This is a genomic window from Leuconostoc carnosum (assembly GCF_014207505.1).
Classification (GTDB): Bacteria; Bacillota; Bacilli; order Lactobacillales; family Lactobacillaceae; genus Leuconostoc; species Leuconostoc carnosum.
In genome coordinates this window covers 50358-69200 of the sequence record NZ_JACHGL010000005.1, presented here as the reverse complement: position 1 = coordinate 69200, position 18843 = coordinate 50358, and the positions used below count along the sequence as shown (strand labels likewise).

General features: G+C 33.9%; 15 protein-coding genes. 3 read left to right on the top strand and 12 right to left on the bottom strand.

What is annotated here, in order from left to right:
* Positions 1-6 precede the first annotated feature (6 nt).
* The 9 genes from HNQ98_RS06420 to HNQ98_RS06380 form a co-directional block, all read right to left on the bottom strand.
* Positions 7-1149 (bottom strand): phage tail tip lysozyme, encoded by a 1143-nt coding sequence (locus HNQ98_RS06420; protein ID WP_184285009.1) that lies wholly within the window; start codon positions 1147-1149, stop codon positions 7-9.
* Positions 1146-3122, bottom strand: coding sequence for a CD3337/EF1877 family mobilome membrane protein (locus HNQ98_RS06415; protein WP_184285008.1), 1977 nt, complete (start codon positions 3120-3122; stop codon positions 1146-1148). The genes HNQ98_RS06420 and HNQ98_RS06415 overlap by 4 nt, the downstream gene beginning before the upstream one ends.
* A gap of 16 nt (positions 3123-3138) precedes the next feature.
* Positions 3139-3660 (bottom strand): hypothetical protein, encoded by a 522-nt coding sequence (locus tag HNQ98_RS06410; protein WP_184285007.1) that lies wholly within the window; start codon positions 3658-3660, stop codon positions 3139-3141.
* Positions 3661-3791: 131 nt separating this feature from the next.
* Positions 3792-4166, bottom strand: a complete 375-nt coding sequence (locus HNQ98_RS06405; RefSeq protein WP_184285006.1) for an MFS transporter permease — start codon at positions 4164-4166, stop codon at positions 3792-3794.
* Between the two features lie 2 nt (positions 4167-4168).
* Positions 4169-4396 carry a TcpD family membrane protein gene (locus HNQ98_RS06400; protein WP_010007026.1) on the bottom strand — a complete coding sequence of 76 codons (228 nt, stop codon included), beginning with the start codon at positions 4394-4396 and terminating at the stop codon, positions 4169-4171.
* Between the two features lie 13 nt (positions 4397-4409).
* A complete protein-coding gene (locus HNQ98_RS06395; RefSeq protein ID WP_184285005.1) occupies positions 4410-5357 on the bottom strand; it encodes a conjugal transfer protein in 948 nt (315 codons plus the stop codon).
* A gap of 100 nt (positions 5358-5457) precedes the next feature.
* Entirely contained in the window at positions 5458-7191 is a 1734-nt protein-coding gene (locus tag HNQ98_RS06390) for a hypothetical protein (RefSeq protein WP_184285004.1), read from the bottom strand.
* A gap of 99 nt (positions 7192-7290) precedes the next feature.
* Positions 7291-8067 (bottom strand): hypothetical protein, encoded by a 777-nt coding sequence (locus tag HNQ98_RS06385; RefSeq protein WP_184285003.1) that lies wholly within the window; start codon positions 8065-8067, stop codon positions 7291-7293.
* Between the two features lie 199 nt (positions 8068-8266).
* Complete coding sequence (locus HNQ98_RS06380) at positions 8267-10945, bottom strand: TrlF family AAA-like ATPase (protein ID WP_220730289.1); 2679 nt, start codon at positions 10943-10945, stop codon at positions 8267-8269.
* A gap of 379 nt (positions 10946-11324) precedes the next feature.
* On the opposite strand from HNQ98_RS06380, the gene HNQ98_RS06375 reads away from it, so the two are divergent.
* The gene (locus HNQ98_RS06375) at positions 11325-12701 is read left to right on the top strand and encodes a hypothetical protein (RefSeq protein ID WP_220730290.1); all 1377 of its coding nucleotides are present in this window, start codon (positions 11325-11327) and stop codon (positions 12699-12701) included.
* An 847-nt stretch (positions 12702-13548) separates the two neighbouring features.
* On the opposite strand, the gene HNQ98_RS06370 is transcribed toward HNQ98_RS06375, so the two are convergent.
* The 3 genes from HNQ98_RS06370 to HNQ98_RS09300 all read right to left on the bottom strand — a co-directional run bounded on the left by HNQ98_RS06370 (position 13549) and on the right by HNQ98_RS09300 (position 17114).
* Entirely contained in the window at positions 13549-14574 is a 1026-nt protein-coding gene (locus HNQ98_RS06370; protein ID WP_184285000.1) for an IS30 family transposase, read from the bottom strand.
* 725 nt (positions 14575-15299) lie between these two features.
* Complete coding sequence (locus tag HNQ98_RS09305; protein ID WP_259655126.1) at positions 15300-16181, bottom strand: LPXTG cell wall anchor domain-containing protein; 882 nt, start codon at positions 16179-16181, stop codon at positions 15300-15302.
* On the bottom strand, positions 16182-17114 hold the full coding sequence (locus HNQ98_RS09300; protein ID WP_259655127.1) for a hypothetical protein: 933 nt from the start codon (positions 17112-17114) through the stop codon (positions 16182-16184). It lies immediately after the preceding gene.
* Positions 17115-17200: 86 nt separating this feature from the next.
* Between HNQ98_RS09300 and HNQ98_RS06360 the strand changes: the two genes are divergently transcribed.
* A complete protein-coding gene (locus tag HNQ98_RS06360) occupies positions 17201-17443 on the top strand; it encodes a transposase (RefSeq protein ID WP_004912700.1) in 243 nt (80 codons plus the stop codon).
* 45 nt (positions 17444-17488) lie between these two features.
* Positions 17489-18292 (top strand): IS3 family transposase, encoded by an 804-nt coding sequence (locus tag HNQ98_RS06355; RefSeq protein WP_221429590.1) that lies wholly within the window; start codon positions 17489-17491, stop codon positions 18290-18292.
* The last annotated feature ends 551 nt before the right edge of the window (positions 18293-18843 follow it).

The following is an 18843-nucleotide window of genomic DNA, read 5'->3' as shown; positions in this document are numbered from 1 at the left end:
TTTCTCTTATTTGCCTTGAATAAAGGTGACACCTGTTCCAGCTGTTAACTCACGGAAACTCACTGTACCAGACCCACTACTAACGACATTGCATTCACTGACTAAGAAATGCTTTTTATCATCACTGATTGCTTCAACAACAGCTACGTGACCATAGACGGCATCTGCTCCGTCTGCACCCTGTGAGAAACTAACCGCCCAACCCACATGTGGCTGACTATCCGTTTTATACCCTTTTGCTTTGGCATTCTTAGACCAATCAGCCCCATTGCCTAAACCATATTCTACTGGTGTTCCTAACTCTTGCATGCGATTATAAACATACCAAGTACACTGTCCAAAAGCATAAGTATTCGTGGACGAAGTGGCTGTAAAATTAGTGTCTTTAATTTTACTTTTATAAGCACTGGGTATTTCTTTTACCGGCGCCCCACTTGTGCCCATACCTTGTGGCACATTAGTTGTACAACCACTAGCATTATTGGTCGTGTTATCCGTATTTTGTGTGGTTTCGGTGCCATTAGTTGCGGTATCAATGGCTGTATTTGAGGTGCCATTTGAGAATTTCGCATACCAATTACGGGCAAAACTTTGCCGTTTAGTGGTTGTGCCTTGACCACCTCGTTCCCATTCGGCTCTTAAAAACTCTGTGGCTTGATTGACATCAGTCATTTTCAACCCTTGTTTTAACAAATCAGAATTAGTACCGTCATGATTTAAAGCAAAATCTAGTTGTAAACTAGCATCCGACCACTGCTTATTTTGGCTTTTGGCATAAGTTAATAAAGCCACCCGTCTGGCACTATCCCACTGATTCAAACCAAAAGCGTAACCACTTAAACTAGCGTTCATGGCTTTGCTTTCATCATAGGTAGCATTGGATTCAATACTTTTCTGGTTGAAGCCACTTTCAACTTCCATATTACCCAAATAGCCAGCAATGCCAGCTTCAGTGACACCAGAGACTTTTTTCAAATTATCGTGAATCGATTGCGCTACTGCCTCCTTATCGGTACTAGTCGTCACCGTGACACTAGTGTTTGTTGATTGACATTGGTTACTGTTCCCCGCAAACATACCTAAGATTAAAACAATTAAAAACACCAGACCAAGAATCGCTATTAAATAACCTTTGAGCAGTTTCTTCATTTCAAATCCTGCTCCAGTCGTTCTTTTCTTTGTTGGTGTTGGTCAATATTTTGTTGTAATCTCTGATTGAAATCGTTGGGTGATCGCTTTTTCAATCTTTTGGCACGTAAGTATGGTTTGTGAGTAATGGCGTTGGCTGTATTTTTGACAACATATCGTGTTCGAGGCTTTTCTTGATTAACCACTTGATTTACATATTCTTGTGTGGAAACCCAGTCCGTTTTGAGCTTTTTAGAACGTTGATAACGAGGCGGATTGTCAGTATTATCTTTTGCAACATTTGTTTGATGTTTTTGCTGTTTCATTTTATTTAAACGTTCAGCTCGCTGTTTGCGAATCTTCCGAGCATGTTTTTGCATGTCTTTGGCCAAGTATTCTTTGCGATTTTGTTTCCGTTGCGCTTGTTGTTCGGATCGCAATTCATCACGTAAGGCGTTGTCATCAAATTCTGAATTATGTTTCGTTTGATAGTTATCACGCCATTGTTTGCCTTGATTTAAACCACTTCTAGCCCCACTATATAGTTGATTCGCTCGATTCTTCATTTCACCAGTGGCATTTAAGGCTTTACGACCCGCTTTGGTCATACTGATTTTATTCATGACATTATCCGCGACACTTGAACCAGTGATTGTTTGGACGAGCCAACTTTTGTTTTTCCATAGTAAGATCATTAAGGTAATGTAGATAATTGAGTTTAACATTGCACTGGCACTTCCCTTAACCGGTACAACCACATCAGTCACATTACCTACCCAAGAAACAAACATGATGCCAAATAATAAACCAACTTTTGCAAAAAGTAAGCCAAGTGCTCCCATGGCTGTTTTCAAAGCACTATTGGCAAATTTTGGTAATAATGAAATCAAAATCGTAAATGGTGCTAGATAATACAACAAGACAGCTCCTAGTTGTACTAATAAATTGGCTAATCCAATCATTAGTAATGGCACCCCATAAGCAACGGACATGACCGGTGACATAAAAGCAATCGCTGATTGATACCATTCAAGACCACCGTCTTTGGAGATGTAATGATTTTTACTAGCAAAACTCGCAATTACTTTGTCATCAACATTGCCCCCAATTAAACGATAGGGATTCCCTTGTTTCTCTTTATTTTGATAGGCACTAGCAACATCAGCTTGACCAAAATTACCTAAAGCAAAAGGCCGTGCTACGGCTTTTTGAAAGTAGACATAACGTAAAGCATTTTGAAAACTATCACCGGTATCAGAAAAGCTCGTCTGGTTGATATTACTCGTAGCGGTAAACACTTGTGTTTGGGCTTGCGAAGTTAACGTATTAATGATTTGTAAAACTTTACTGCCTGAACCAACCCAAGCGGTACCAATAATAGCAATCACTAAGACGGTTAATATAGATTTTAACCCACCACCATGATTAAAGGTTTTGGCAAACACCCAAACGAGACCAACACCAAAGGCTAAGTAAAGTAAGCCTTTAAAAGCTTGACTCTGCCAGGAACTTTTCGTGTATTGACCCACGTCCGTTAAGATATTGTTTACCCCATTGGTAATGTTAGTGAGATCAAACATCGTGGATAAGGATTGGTCAAACAAAGGATAAACAATATTTAAATTAATGGCGGTAAATAAATCAGTGACAATATGTGAAGCGCCCAAAGCAAAGTCAGTAATCGAACCATCTTCGTGATACAATTTGTAATTGGATAAAATGTTGCTCGTCACCCAATTCATATCAGGTGACCCACTGGTTTCGCCTAGCTTGTCTCTGATAGTACTTTCACTTTGATTTGCTGGTGAGCCATCATTACTGAGACTATTGGTTTGTTTGGTAGTATCTGTGTTCAAACTACTTTTGTTACTCTTGCCAATCACACTACTATTCGCATTAGCTGAACCAATCGTGCCATCAGCGAACACCACATTTTGTGGTACAAAAAAAGCCGCGCCCAATAACACCGCCAAGATAATTAATATTCTTTTCATGTTTTCCTCCTTTTAATTATTTTGTTCGTAAATTCTCCCAAGTATAAACTAGTGGTAGCCCATTAAAAGCTGATGGTTGTAAGCCGTGAATACCCATTTGCTTTTGGAGATCATAGCCACCAATTTGATAATCCTTGTCTGATTGATAACCATTTTGATAGAACTTAAAAATTAATTGTTGGTTGGCTTGATTGTAGTAAACTAAAATCTTAGCATCGTTTCCACCATCGTCACTAGTGTTTAATAAGTAGCTAAAATCAAGCAAACCAGCTTTTTTTAAAGCTGTGTTCAATGTCGATTGTTTGATTAACGATGAATTACTGTATTGAATCGTATAGTCTTTTCCCTCCGTAGGTTGATCATGGACTTGTGATGAAGATTGACTAGTTTCTGAATGTGATTCTGATGATTGTTTATTGTGAAATACAAATAGTAATGAGGTAATGACGATTATTAGTATGATAACCGCAATGATTAACCTGAAATATGGTAGCTTTGGTGTATTTACCGCACGCTGTTTAAAATGAAATTTTTTCATCGTAATACTCCTTTCGAGTGTAATTTTATAAACTCATGTTATGGTGTCATTTGGTTGGAACTGCCCCAACCTGTCCTACTCTAAGAATTGACGATGACATAATAAAAAGCATGCTTACACATGCTCTTTAGTTACAATATTTGATATTTTTTCTGATTACTGTTTAAATGTTGATCTTGATAAAGTTGTTTCTTCTGAAACCAATAACGCCAGTAATGTAAGATTGCATATTTAAGCGTAGTTTCAAAAGGTAAATCATCTATTTTCAAAACTTTATCGAGTTTATAAACGGTAAATAGTGAGATGACTAGTAAAGCAAAGCCAAAAGTTAGTCGGCCATTTTGAATTTGATACAATTGAAAAATAAATATAATTGACACATCAATTACTGTGGTAATCGTTAATAGTCCCGCCACTCTTGAATCAATAAAGACTGGCAATTTTAAATCGCCATAAATCGTGCGAAACTTGGCGGAGTTCGTATACACCCGACGATAATTATACATTTTTACCCTCCTAATCCTTGAATAAAGTTCAAGACGGAATTCATTAATCCTGAAAAGGCATTTAAAGTGTTGGCTGGCCCATTGACAAAGAAATAAATTAACCCACCAATTAAAATGGTGACCCACATATCTTTGTTTTCATTTTTACCATAGTGCTGAATAGCGCGACCACCTGCTATGATAACAACTAGTCCTAGTAACACAGGTTTTAAAGCATTGTAAATATCCATTTGTTTCTCCTCTCTATGCTTGGATAAATTTAGTGACAAAATAAGTTGAGTCTTGTTGTTTTAAATACAGGCGAATTGTTTGTACTTGAGCAATATCTGAATCATGAACTTTGACGGTCATAGTTGCCGTTACTATCGGATTTTTGCTAGTACCAGATACTTTTATGGAACTATCATCAAGTGAAACAAAATCAACAGCGCCATCTAAGCCAACAGGATCTGCCATCAAAAAAGCCATATCTTTCGTTGATGAAGAGACATATTTTTGAGCAAATTGTTTGGTAAACTTGGCAACTTTTGTGGTGGTTTGTTCACTATTCAGTGTTTTCCCGGTATTGGTTAATCGAGCTTGTCCCACATGACTGATACTATTAATGGAGTTGGCGACATACGGAAAGCCAATTACGGTTAATTTTTCATTAGCCTGTTGGTAAGGAATATCCACTGTCACATGATTTTGCTTATTATTCGCTTCAACCGTTAAACTGTATTGCGCTGTTTTGACTGTGTCGATTGTAAAAATACCATTCAATGTTGATGAAACCAGTTTTAAATCAGTATTTTTATCGGTACTCGGCAAAGTTAAATTGCTTGCCAAATATTGGCTAAGTTGTTTCGTTCGACCATTTGAATCATCACTTGCTGGCGAATAGTAGATTTTTAAAAACTGGGTCATGTACTGATCCACTAGTGGATTGTAACTCGTTGTCCCAGCGTTTTCTTGATTAATGCGATGATTCAAAGTGGCGACTGTTTGTTGTAAGGTTTTATTCTTATGCGCAGTCGCATTGGCTAAAACCAGCACATAACTAAAGTAAATAAAAAGCCCTATTAAGATTGATAGGACAATTGAACGAACCCGACCTAAGTTCAACGTATGCGCCTTAGGAATTTTGATGGGTTTTTCTTTTTTCTTTTTTTCGTACTCAAAGTTGATTTTTAGTTTTGGAATTTTGGGCATCTATGCTCCTTTCCTAAATAAATTTTTACTTTTACAATTATTTAATTAAACACCTTGATGCGTTCTTACAAGATACTGTAATTACATTAGCGTGCTTTGCTTAATTATCAGTCTCAATCTTTTCTAGAGTATCTACTTTATAAATCAATTCATCATTAATATTAGCAATAATAATTAACATACAATTTAAAATTCGAAGATAATTTATGCGGTGATCTTCATCTGAAAAATGTTTAGACGCACCATGTAAATATATGTTTCTTAAGGCAAGTGCGTCACTAAATAGAGAATTATCAAGACAATAACTTAAATAATTAGATTCACTTGTAGAAAATAAATTTGAGTATCTGGTAACATGCGGAGTTGCTTTCAATATGCTGTTTAATGTTGTTTTTGATAAAAATTTTTCTTCAACGTAATTAAAAGAATTAAATATTTTCATAATTTTATTGTCATTTTGAAAATATTTAAATAAGACATTCTGATTAATTTCTAAATATTTATTTTTTATAAATGAATGAATATTGTCATATCTTGGTTGATGCATGTATTTTAAATTATGAACATCAATTTTATTTTCTTTTTGGAGCAAGATAAATTGTCTTAGTATTGATTCGATTTCAATTACAAATAACTTGTTTTTAGTCTCTGAAGGCAGTGTGTCCTCAACCAAAGCAACTCTAAAATCTTGAATATTAAAGGTATTTGGAATGTATTTATCAAAAAAATTAAATATCAATTTTTCAAATGAAGTGTTCCTTTTTTTGAGATAAATTGAAAGCTTATCAATCAAAGCTAAATTATATGTTTCAAAATATTCTTGATTATTGAATAATGAACTATACTTATTGAAATTATTAACAAATAACTCGGAAAATACATTAGTACTTCTTATAACTCCAACAGTGTTATTTCGATAGTAAACATCATTAAAATACATAGAAAGCAAATAAACCAAAAGCATATCAGTATGGGTTAAATCAAGTGCATTTTTGTTAATAGTTATGTTGACTATATTATTATCTTTTTGTGAATAATGATCATGTTGACCAAACTGGACTATTACACCCCAATTTTTAGTAGATAATGATTGAGAACTATTCACAAATTTGTCTAATGTGTATTCAATTTTAGTCTTTGTAACTTCGTCTAGATAAAAATTTTTATCGTTAACTAAAGTTAAATCGGCTAATAACAAAGTTTCATCGGGTTTAAGCGGTAATATTGAATCTATGAACTTATTGACCGTGATTTGAAAACAGTATTTTTTTTCAAAAGTTTTTGGAAAGTATATTAAGGAATCAAAATCGTTAAAAACAGCAGACCTTAAAAACAAAAAATTTGACAGTAAAGTTAATTTATCATTAGGTTCAATAAAAAAATTGACTATAATGTTTTCAAACTTATCAGCAACTTTTTTATCACTTAATATACAAGATAGTTCAGCGTATTCACTATTCAAAAATAGTTGAAATTCGTTATTATCTAAACGAGTCCATAATTTATTTTCTGTAAGTAACTTGTTAAAATATAAAGTTTTTTTTGTAGCCTCGTCTTTGTTTAGTTGCAAAAAATTAGTTATTAAACTGTTTGTTAAGTAAAAAGTAGTATTTAGTGTTTTTGAAATCTTTTTTTTTAAATTGCTAATATACGCATCTACACTCAGTGATTTGTCAGTGTTCCAATAGTTTTTTTGTTCTAACAGCGACTTTACAATAAACAAGTCTAAAAGTTCCGAAAAAGAGACGTTAATACTTAAATCACATTGGTTTTTAATGAAAGAATCTAATTTATTATTATCATCTATCAATGAATGAATTTGTGATAATTCCATACTTCCCCCTGAGAATAATACATGAAGTATTATTTTGATTGTATCTTTAAAATTATTATACGCTCTTGAAAATACATTTTTGTCTAAATTTTTCTTGGACTATTTATCTTTTGAATCATTTTCTGATTTAGATGACGACTTACGCTGATGATTATTGAAATTGGTGTTATCTAATAGTATCAATGTATCAGCATACACTGTCCAATCAGTGGCATTATTACCAACAAAAGCAAACTTTAATCCTTGCGGTACTAACTTTGCCCCAGGCTTCAAATTAACTTGTAATTTCTCGCTTTCGGTTGGATCAATTAAGATACGAATGAACGTATCATCATCGTTAATTTCTCCCGACTTACTTTGTTGCATGAAATTAAATTGGTAATTTGAAATAATTGGTTCCCCATTATCATCACGAACTGGATTATTTCTATTATCAGTTTGATAGTTTGGTGAAACACTAAATAAAATCAAATCGTTACTATCAAAGGCATCAGCGGAACGAACTCGTCCGACTGGTGTTTTGTCTTTCCCGGACACAAATACAGCATCATATTCTACTTCGGGTATGTCATCGGTCTTTGAATCAGACATTGGCAATAATGTTCCGGACTTAGTGGCAACTCTTGCGCCACCTCTCCGATTACTACGAGCTTCACCACCAATTATTGAAGCATTGATTAACTTCAATTCAGTACCAAAAGGTTTAGTAAAATCAAATCCAGCTTGTGGTGTAATGTTTTCAGTATTTAGAGTGTCATTGATATTGAGTACAGCGACAGAAATATCACCGTTCGTCCCAACTTTGTTACGACCTACATAGGTTAATTTTCCTAGGCTCTTGCCTTGTAGTGATAATTTATTAAATTTGTTAACCATAATTTTTCTCCTTGTTATAATTTTTTATAATAAAAAAACAGCTGGTCAGCTGTTTTTCAATGTTATTGGGTTGTATTTAAATTTGACTATTTCATACTAGAAATTTATTAGCTAAAATTACTTTTCTTCACTCCACAAAAAAACAAGCTTCTTATGAAATTGGCTTGTTTTAAAAAGTAATTAGTAGTGTAGTGGCAATTTATTGAAATGTATATCTACTTTCTCTAATTTTAAATGCTCTTTGCCCTCCTTCGAGAGTTTCACAAATTGCATTCTGAATGCTCAAGTCCTCAATTGGTCCTTGTTTGTAACTAAAGGTGTGCCCCAATGGGGAACTTAAATCTATGTTTTCTTCCGCTATGGTCACACACTCACTATCTCCTCCGACAACAATATTAGCATTGTGAGTTACCACAAAAATCTGTCTACTTAGCTTTTGTCTACGCAGATGGGTTACCAAGTCTTCATAAATAGCCTTATTATCTAGTTCATCTTCAGGTTGGTCAATAAAGAAAGGCGTATCCTTTGGAGCTAGACTGAGCTTCATCAATAAAAGAATAAAAGCCTGTTTACCTTCTGACATGGCAGTAAATTTCTCTAATTTGATTGAATTATTTATTGTATTAGTTCTCTTATAGTATATATGATAATTTGATTCTAGAAAACTCATGTGTGAAAAGGTCTCACACCAAGTATAGATATTTTGTCCATTTCGAAAAGGTAATTGGTTCACACTTGCCATTTTGGCAATATTATGAATTATTTTAATTATATCCTCTTCATTTTTTATTCCCATTGAAAAGTCAAAAATATTCTGACGAAAATTATTTGTCGTTGTTTTGAAAGTATTTTGACATAATTGAATAAATTTATCGAAATTTACAATTGTGCGATACTTAATGTCAAGAGAATCATTTTCATAAATAGTAAATTCCTGTAAAATACTTTTGAAAAAACTATCTATTTGTAACTGCCTATAAACCTGCCGTTGTTCAAAGATCGCCTTGTCCAATAATTGACGTGTCTTTCGATAATTAGATAAATCTAGTTCTTGTTTTTGAATTGCTTCACGAATCTCTTGAATCTCCGGAGAAATTTTTTCTGAGAGTTGATATTTTAAATATATATCCAAATTTTGTAGTTCGGATTCCTTTGTTTGCATGTTTGTAAGATCTACATGTATTTGTTTAATGTCAGTATCGATAAGATTTTGAATTTCTGCTTCAATTATATTACTTCGAGTTATTAACTCTGTAATTATATTCGTTGAAATTTCAGAATGAAATTGTTTTAAAACAGGATTAACTTGTAGTAAAGTCATGTTTTTGAACTCATTCAATTCTTTTTTATCTGATTTCAATTTACTGATAGTTGCATGAATTTCTTGAATTTCATGCAATATTGGATTAATAACATCATGGGGAACTAGTTCATTCGAACTTTCTAATGAAGACAATCGTCTTTTTAACGACTGTAAATTCTTTTTGATTGCAACTGAGTTTTGAAAACCTGATATTCTTTCACTTAGAGACGCTATATTGGATTCGAGGGTAGTCAATTTATCGATATTTTGACGAAAAAGATTTTGTTTTTTTTGAAGAAAGCTGGACATGCCTTTTTGGGCTAACTCTATTTCCTCACTAACAATTCCATTTAAAGTATCTTCAATAAAAACATTTCGTTTCTTTTTGTCTCTTGCAATTTCTTGCAGGCCATCTTGATAAATAAATTCGATTTGATCGTTGCCATCAGCTGTTTTGCCACCTGCAAACTTCAATATTGAATCTGAACTTAAATCTTCAATTAATTTGTTATAATCATCATTGTCTCTTTTAAAAATATTTTTACCACTGGACAGTTTTGTCATGATAGAAAGTAATACGGATTTCCCGCTTGAGCGACCGCCAATAATTGTATTTAACCCTTCAGAAAACTCCAAATGTTTATTTGTAAAAAAATTCCCATTCAAATTGACCTCTTTGATAATTTTTGATGGTAGCAAAGCCTGTGGTTTAGTTTCTTGTATAGCTATTCTTGTCCTTGGTTCATAAGTTATCTGTTTTAGTCCCTCAAAAGTTTTATCGCATTTAATCCATGTATATGAAGATGAAGGAAAATTTTCCATCTTACTATAATCATGAGCATCACATCCTGATACAGCGGGAAATGCCTCCGTATATTTATTATCTGTTTGTAATAAATATTCCTGATCACCTCTTGCATTTTCTGTTCGAGCTTGAATTAGATTTACTTTTTTTAGAAACTCCTTTCCATTTTGAGAACCATTTCCTTCTGACAAAGTTATTCCATCTCCACTGTTTGGAATCATAATCATAACTTCATCCGTAAATTTCTCACCAAATGCCGATTTTAAACCTTTTAAAATTTGGGAAGTGGTTGGTAAAAAAACAAAGTTAGATCCAACTTTAATCTCATCTATGTTTTCAAAAACATTTATAGTTTCACCACCATCTTTTGTAAATCTGACCTCTCTTAAAAACTTAGTTATTTTCTTTTCTGAAACATCCGGCCTAAAAATAAAATGTATATTAACGTAGCTAGTAGCTTTGCCATTATCTTGTCGTTTTTTTGAAACCAAATCATTGGCTCTCATTTCAATATTTGGAAAAATAACAATGTCCGAGTTCAATCCCCATTTACGACGATCCCGCTTCAGCTTAAAAAAATTTTGAGCTGAAAAATAGTCAGTAATTCCTAAAACTTCCGCGCCGTAATCATTTAGTTTAGTAATATAGTTTTCCCAAACTAAATCTTTATTCCCCTTATGACCATTTTCATCGGTGAAATTATCATTAACCAGCGTTTCTGGCGTGTGAATATGAAGATCCCATCTATGCCATTCAGACATCAGTGCCATGTACCATTTCTCCCTAAAAGTTAATTATTATCATTCTATTGATTACAATGATTATTTTACCACTGTAAGATTGATTATATTTAAATAATATAGATTGTATATTGAACAAATTAAAAATATATTGTTTTAAGAAAATTTTGTTAAAAAGCAGTGTTTTAATATTAACTTCGGGTATGTTAAAATATGTGTCTTACAGACGTCTCAAATTATACAGTCTTTTTCTTGATTGTTTTGATTAGTGATAAATAGACTTCCCAATTACTCTGGTAAAGAATACTAATTATATTGAAAAATCAAAATAAACGTTAATAGTTTTATTTACAAAATATATTAAAAGATGGATAATTTATTTGAAGCAATCGGAAATGGAGATAGTTATATGGACTTTCAATTTGAACAAGAACGTATTGTGTCAGCAAAAACAAAGGAATACGTTAAAGAAGCAATTAATTGTTACAATGACCATAATTATAGATCTGCCGTTAATTCTTTATATTCTGTTATGATAGTTGACTTAATCGAGAAAATTACCGTATTATCTAGCCTTTATGATGACGAGAAGGCGAAAAGAATAATAGATGCTACTAATGAAAACATTGAGTATAATATTAAAAATGATAAATGGATTCCTTGGGAGGGAAAACTAATCGAATCTTTACACAAGACACCTATACTCAGTTCGGAAACATTATATCAAACTATAACTGAATTAAAAAAATGGCGAAACTTCAGCTCACATCCATCATTAAATGACTTTGGTGCAAACTTAGAAACACCTGATAGGTACGTTGTTGCACACTTTTTTCATATATTGTTTAATCAATTATTTACTGTTTCTCCGTCTTTAATTGGCAACATAACCAGTAAATTCCTAGATTTTTTGGCAGAAAAACAGAGTTTATTAATTGAAAATGAAGAGAAAATGGATATATACATCAAAGATTCTTTTCTCAACAAAATGTATGATGATCAAAAAGATGAATTAGTCAAATCAATGTTTAAGTTCGTATTTATTAGTAAAACAGATAATTTTGAGAAATATCGTGATATTAATTTTAGAGCATTATGTGCAATACTAAGGACCAATCCTACCAGATACACTGATTTATTGATAAGTGACACAGTATTAATACATAAAGTTGAGCTTACAGACATAGATGAGAGAGTTAATTATTTTGAAAAATTTATAGGAAAACACAATCGTTTATATCAAGCACTATCGGAAACTCAGAAAAGTATTATAGAAAACAATTTCCAAAAAAATCTTGGAAAGTATTTGCTATATCCATTTGTGATCAATAGTGAAAATTATAAAGACAGAGTAGATGAAATTCAAAGAATTATCAAAATCGAAGGTTCTATGAGGACGGATCTAAATAAACTTTCTATAGATGGAGCTATTGATCCAGCCGATATGTTAGATTTAATTGAATGCTTCAAACTAAAAGATGAATTGCCTATCTTACATGAACTTATCATTTCAATTTTTTCGGGCTCTGAATCGTATGCACAAGCAAAAGATCTTTATTTGAAAAATATTATTTTAATTACTAATGATTTAAATGATGATAACTGGAAATATTTACTTGAAATAGTCAATGAGAATGACCAAATACATAATTCTTTTGGTGTTGATACTTCAAATATGATTAAGCTGTATGCTGATTACTTGCAAAAAAATGACCCCACATCTACAAAAGATCTTAATGAAATAGTGCATGATCTAAAGAAGAAATATAATAAAATTTTAATTTAGAAAAATTTCAATTGTTAAATACAGCTCATGGAAATAAAGTATATAGCTTGCCTTGGTAACCATCGTCAAACGCTTCTCTCTGAATATTGTAAAGTTTTTCACACTTGATGATTGCTATGCAACATAAGCCTTAGGCGCAACTTATATGCCACTATAAGTGCTCATCTCATCGGTCTTATGATTTTTTTCAACACAGTACCAAACTGTTCTCTCTGTACCTGCGCTTGATTGATGGCTTATAATCATATAAAATTAGATTATTGGAAATAACTTTAATTTTTGATTCTCATTAATAACGTTGTCGAAGGCATTATTTTATCAATCAAGAGTATATTTTGTTTTCAATGTACAAATTGACTAGTCATTGACTGGCCTTTTTTTTGTGCTTTTTTGTATTCTTTAGATTTTCTTAATAAACTAAACCTTTTTACAAAATTAAAAGCACAAGGTATGTTACAGAAGTATTTCAACTCCTATATCAAACCTTATGCTTACTATTCTACAGACTCCGGTCAACCCCTAAAGTAACAAATAATCAAAAAAAATTGATTTGATTTTCGCTAATCCGTTGTCGCTATTGTGATAGCGGATTTGTTTACAATCTGATTACAAAGACTGTTTTTGTGCTATTTGCGGTTTTGCGTTTCTAAATTTCAGCTACCATAATTTATTTTTGATGTTTGATGTTGGTCGCATATTTAGTTTTTGCATTGTCATTTTGACTTTTTTAAGCCAATCAAACCCTAAATTCGTGTTTATCTGGCTATTATTATACGCAAAAATGCAGCCCAAAGCTATTGACTTTGAACTGTCTTAACAATTAGCGATTTTTAGCATCTATTGATGATTAAGCTGCCATGATTCGCTTAGTAAAGACTTTTTCAGGGGTTTTAAACCTGAGCACATTTCTAGGACGCTCATTGATGTCCTGAATGGCGTTTTGAAGCTTACGTTGAGTAATCTTAGTAAAGTCATAACCAGCAGGAAATACACGCCTTAATTCACGATTCATGCGTTCGTTTGTACCTCGTTGACCTGGTGATTGTGGATCAGCGTAATATAACTTTTTGCCATACGTATCTTCAATGCTGTAAATAAATAAACCACTGGTGAATTCTGTGCCACGATCACATGTTATACTGTCACAAACATTCTCAAACCTTGACATAAAGGTATCAATGGCTGTTTTGACATCATCTGAACTCTTACTTTTAACTTTGACACCAACCATAAAACGTGTTTTTCGTTCCACAAATGTGATCACGAAAGATTGGGAATCTTGAGGACTCATCACCCCATCAATTTCCCAATGACCAAATGTTGAACGATTATTGATGACTTCTGGACGGTTGTGAATTGAACGCGTTTCAATCATCATCCGTTTATGTTCTGGATTAACTGGTTTGGCTCTTAGATGCCTGCGTCTTTTGCCTTTAAGCGGTAAATCATTTAATGTTGCACTCAGGTTGCGATTAAGAATCCAGTTATAGATTGTTCGTGTGCATACACCAATTCGTGGCACACCATGTGCAATTCGTTCTGGGGACCAATGTTTCTTTTTGAGATAGTAATCTATCTTTTCGCGTTTTCTAGGTGTGATTTTAGGCTGTGAACGATGCGACTTTGATTGATAATACTCAGCACGTCTAGTGGCTTGCACAGGTTCGTAGGTATGGCGCAATATTTTCTTTTTGCCACGCCAAGTCATGACACGAGCATTACGCTGCAATTCGTGTGTAATGGTTGCTCGAGGTCGGTTTAGCTTTCGAGCAATTTCCGCATTGGTTTTACCCGCGTCAATCATATTTTTGATGGTAACGCGCTCTGTAAAATTAAGGCGACCATATTTGGAATTTGGGTTTTTCTTAGTCATGTGGCAATTATTCCTTCTCTCAATAAGACTATAAAATTGACATTCGGTCAATAGTTAAAATGTTAAGAAAAACAAAAGTGAACAACTGAGCAAATAGTGTTATAACAAGGTTTTAAGACGTAGGTAATGTATTTATGTTAGTGTATATAACATCATTATATGGGCTAACATATACACGCTTATATACACATCTATATTTACGTATATAGTGACTAACATACACGTGAATATGTTTGTAATATACTGACGTGTATGTTAGCCGTTAGACTGTTATTGACATTGATATTAGACTGGATTTTAACTAAAACGATTGGTAAGATCCTCTCATAATATTGTGCTAATCAATTTAATTAATAGTCGTCAAGTAACTATGTCTGTCTCAATTGACAAGTGCGCTTGTTTATAATCGAACACAAAAAAGCCATCAATGGACGGCTTTATTTGCGCAGTAAATCAGGTTTGATTGACTCACTGTTTAACTTTAGAAAAATGTTTTGAAAAGCCATGCAACAACAGTAAATATATGAAGTGAGATATGATAATTTCTTGCAAGTTAATTGTAATTTTTGATGAAAGCAGACTACTGAAATCGCATGTCAAGACCTCTTCTGATCCTCTTAAATATACCACTTTGTGAATAACAAAACAAGGTATATTGTTCATTGTGTTATCGATTGATAAGGACAAAACAAAAAAACAATGCCCTGGGGCACTGTCAAATATTGTTATTTGTGGAACCATTTCTTGATTGGCTTGCGAAATCCAAAGGCTGCGCCTGCTAGTGCAATCGTCGCAATCGCCCCATATAACCCACCCTTTGGCGCTTCAACATAGCTCGTATTTGGCGTGGGTGTTGGTGTAACACCTGGCGTTTTGTTCTCGACAGTATTTGATTCCGTCTTTGAACCGTTTTCCCAGATGTCATACGTATTCTTAATCGTGGCATTATCTTTGTTAGCTGTTACATAAACATCAACCACTGGTAAGGCAAAGGCTTTTGTTTTATCTGCATTCGCTAACTTCAAAAAGTCTGCGTTAGCCTCAGCTGTCAAGACTCGAGTCTCTTCATCATAACTAATCTTGAAATACTTAGTTAGATCAGTCTTACCGTCTTTTGAATAGACCTTCGCTGACTTATAATCCACTTCCTTTGGCAATGTATCAACGTATTTAAATGTCCTTAAATCGCTGGCACGGTTGGCTGGTAAGTCGTTAACTGTTAGCGTATAAGTAATTTCTTGCCCCTTCTTGATTTCATCACCATCAATTGACTTGTCAGAGTCACCTTTTGCCTCGCCTGATTCAACATCTTTTTTAGACTTAATTTCAGGTGTGGTGTTCTCAACGGTATTTGATTCCGTCTTTGAATCGTTTTCCCAAATATCGTATGTGTTGTCGAACTTAGCATTTGAAGTATTGGCAATCGCATAGACATCTACAATTGGTAATTCGAAAGCTTTTGTCTTATTTGCGTTAATCAGTTTCAAATAATCTGCATTCGCTTCCGCTGTAAACATGCGTGTCTTTTTATCATAACTAATTTTGAAATACTTGGTTAAATCAGTCTTGCCATCTTTGGAATAGACTTTCGCTGACTTGTAGTCCACTTATTTTGGCAATGTGTCAACGTACTTGATAGTCTTCATATCGTCAGTGCGATCAGCTGGCAAATCTGTTGTCTTCAATGAATAAGTTAACTCATCACCCTTTATCACAGACTTCCTGTTATCAGAACCATCCTTATCTCCAGCATTTTGACCTGCATCAACATCTTTTTTAGGTTCTGGGGTCACAATAAATTGAGTCAAGCCATAGGTTCCCTTGATTGGTGTTGGCTTAGCAGGTTCAGTTGGAGCTTTGGGTGGTGTTGGTGCGGTTGGTTGTTTATTTGTATTGGTAAATTTCGTATAGATTTGACCATGCGTATTATAAACCCAGTTATCATCAACCTTCAAAATTTGTTGCTTATCGGTTGATTCGTTAGGTTTCAAAGTAAAGCTCGTACCCAGTGATACCGTTTTATTGATGTCTTTGGTAAAGGTGCTCTCGCCATCATGATTGACAACAAATAATTCCTTGCCAGAATTATCATAGACGTGGAAATTGATATTTTTATTAGCAGCTGTGTTAGGATGTTCATTTGTATACTTGTATGACGTTAAAGTAATAGAGTCTGCAATGATGACTTCAGATCCATCGCCCTTTGAAGTGACTTTCCAATTAAATTTACCTTTCAAAACACCATGACCAATGATTGATACGCCATCATTCATGTCATGAGTCAGTGTGAACTCACCAGTTTTTTGGTTAACGTCTGCTGTCATAAAAGTATCATATTGATCATGATTATCATGATTTTGGGTCAGCGCTTGAATTTCAGTATTGACATCAGTCCTGTTTTCAAAGGCAGCCTCATCCTTATCATACTGGGCCTTGTCTTTGTCATATTGGGCTTTGTCTTTATCGTACTTGGCTTTGTCCACCTTGTATTGTGCCTCTTCCTTATCGTAAGCATCATTAGCAGCTTGTTGCTTCTTCAATGCCGCATCAATAGCTGATGCTCTTATACTAAAAAAATGGACTATTTTTATTCAGTCCGTAAAATGAAAGTATAGGAGTATTTTTTATGTCAATTCGTTATTCACAAGATTTCAAAGATTCATTGGTTAAACTTCACCAAGAAGGCCGTTCACTTAAATCATTAGCAGAAGAATTTGGTCCGTCGAAAGATTCTATTGCTATTTGGGTTAAACAAGCTACCCCAATCATGATCAAGGGTCAGTCAAAGACTTTAAAAGACGTCAAGCAACTAGAGAAGCGCCTCGCTATTTTGGAGGAAGAAAACGAAATTTTATCACGCATAGCCTGACAGGCATTGAGCGGCCATCTTACTAGCCAAAAAATAGTCCGTAATGTGGGATTGCCGCTAGTTAACCAATTTTTAGCACAAGGCTACGCGCTTGTGCGTATTTTAAGTGCACTTAAAATCAAACCTAGTACCTATTACAACTGGCGCCATTGGCAGCCCAGTCGACAAGAAAAGCGTAGAGAATCCCTGAAACCTTATATTTTAGACGTTTGGAAAACCTTTAAATTTTATGGTTATCGCCGTATTGCTGCTTATAGTCAACAAACCGACGGTCCGAAAGTATCTGAGTATATGACACTCAAATTGATGCGTGAATTAGGGATTAAATCCCGCATGCAAAAACGTTATCGCAAACCCAAAACTGTTGTGACGGTTGAGCAAAAACCCAATCTGATTAGACACTTGCATGATTTGAGCGGTGTTTGGCAAACAGATATCACTTATATTCAGTTGACTGATCACAGATGGGTCTATTTAGCGACCGTTTCGGATCCTGAGAAGAGAAAAGTATTGGACTATAAAATTGGCGATACAATGACAGCCGAGCTAGCCACAAGTGCCTTACAGATGGCGTTAGATAAGCATCGAAAGCCATTAATTATTCATTCAGATATGGGGTCACAATACACGAGTGCTGAGTTTAATATTAAATGCCAAAATTATGGCTTGAAACATTCTTATTCACTCAAAGGACATCCGTACGATAATGGCCGTATGGAAGCGTTTCATTCAATATTGAAGCGTGAAGAGGTGTATTTGAAGGCATACCAAACATTAACTGAAGTCCAAGCAGCCATTGGTTGGTATATCAATTTTTATAATCGAAATCGTATCTCAAATGTTGCCTAAGTAACTGAATAAAAATAGTCTAATTTATTGACTTCTGAGCAGAATCATACCTAAAAGTTGGTGGCGTTTTTGGAAAACAAAGTGATTTGGTAGATTGTCCTATCACCTGACTGAGAGTTCACTTGAGATTTTTAATCAAGAAAGTCTGTCATGGTATTCAAACGACAAACAAATGCAACAACAGTATCATCAGATCAACAATGAGCTAGATAATGCGATTAAATCTCTTCAAAATATTCAATTGTACGAGCAAAATTTATATAAATTCAGCACAAAATAAAAGTAGGCTTCTTCGTCAAAATTACGAAGAGGCCTACTTAAATATTATATTTAAATTATGCTTACATAAAAGCTAGAATTAAATAATAGCAGTCGCTCAATTTAATTATTTACTGGGGTAACTTTGTGAGTAACAGTAATCACTTTCCCATCCTGAAGCCTTACAGTGGCAGTTGCTAACAGATTAGATGTATCCCATCCAATTGAGCCTTGCTGTGGCATCAAATAACCATTAAACTTTTTTCCATCACCAGGATTAGTATTAAATCCCA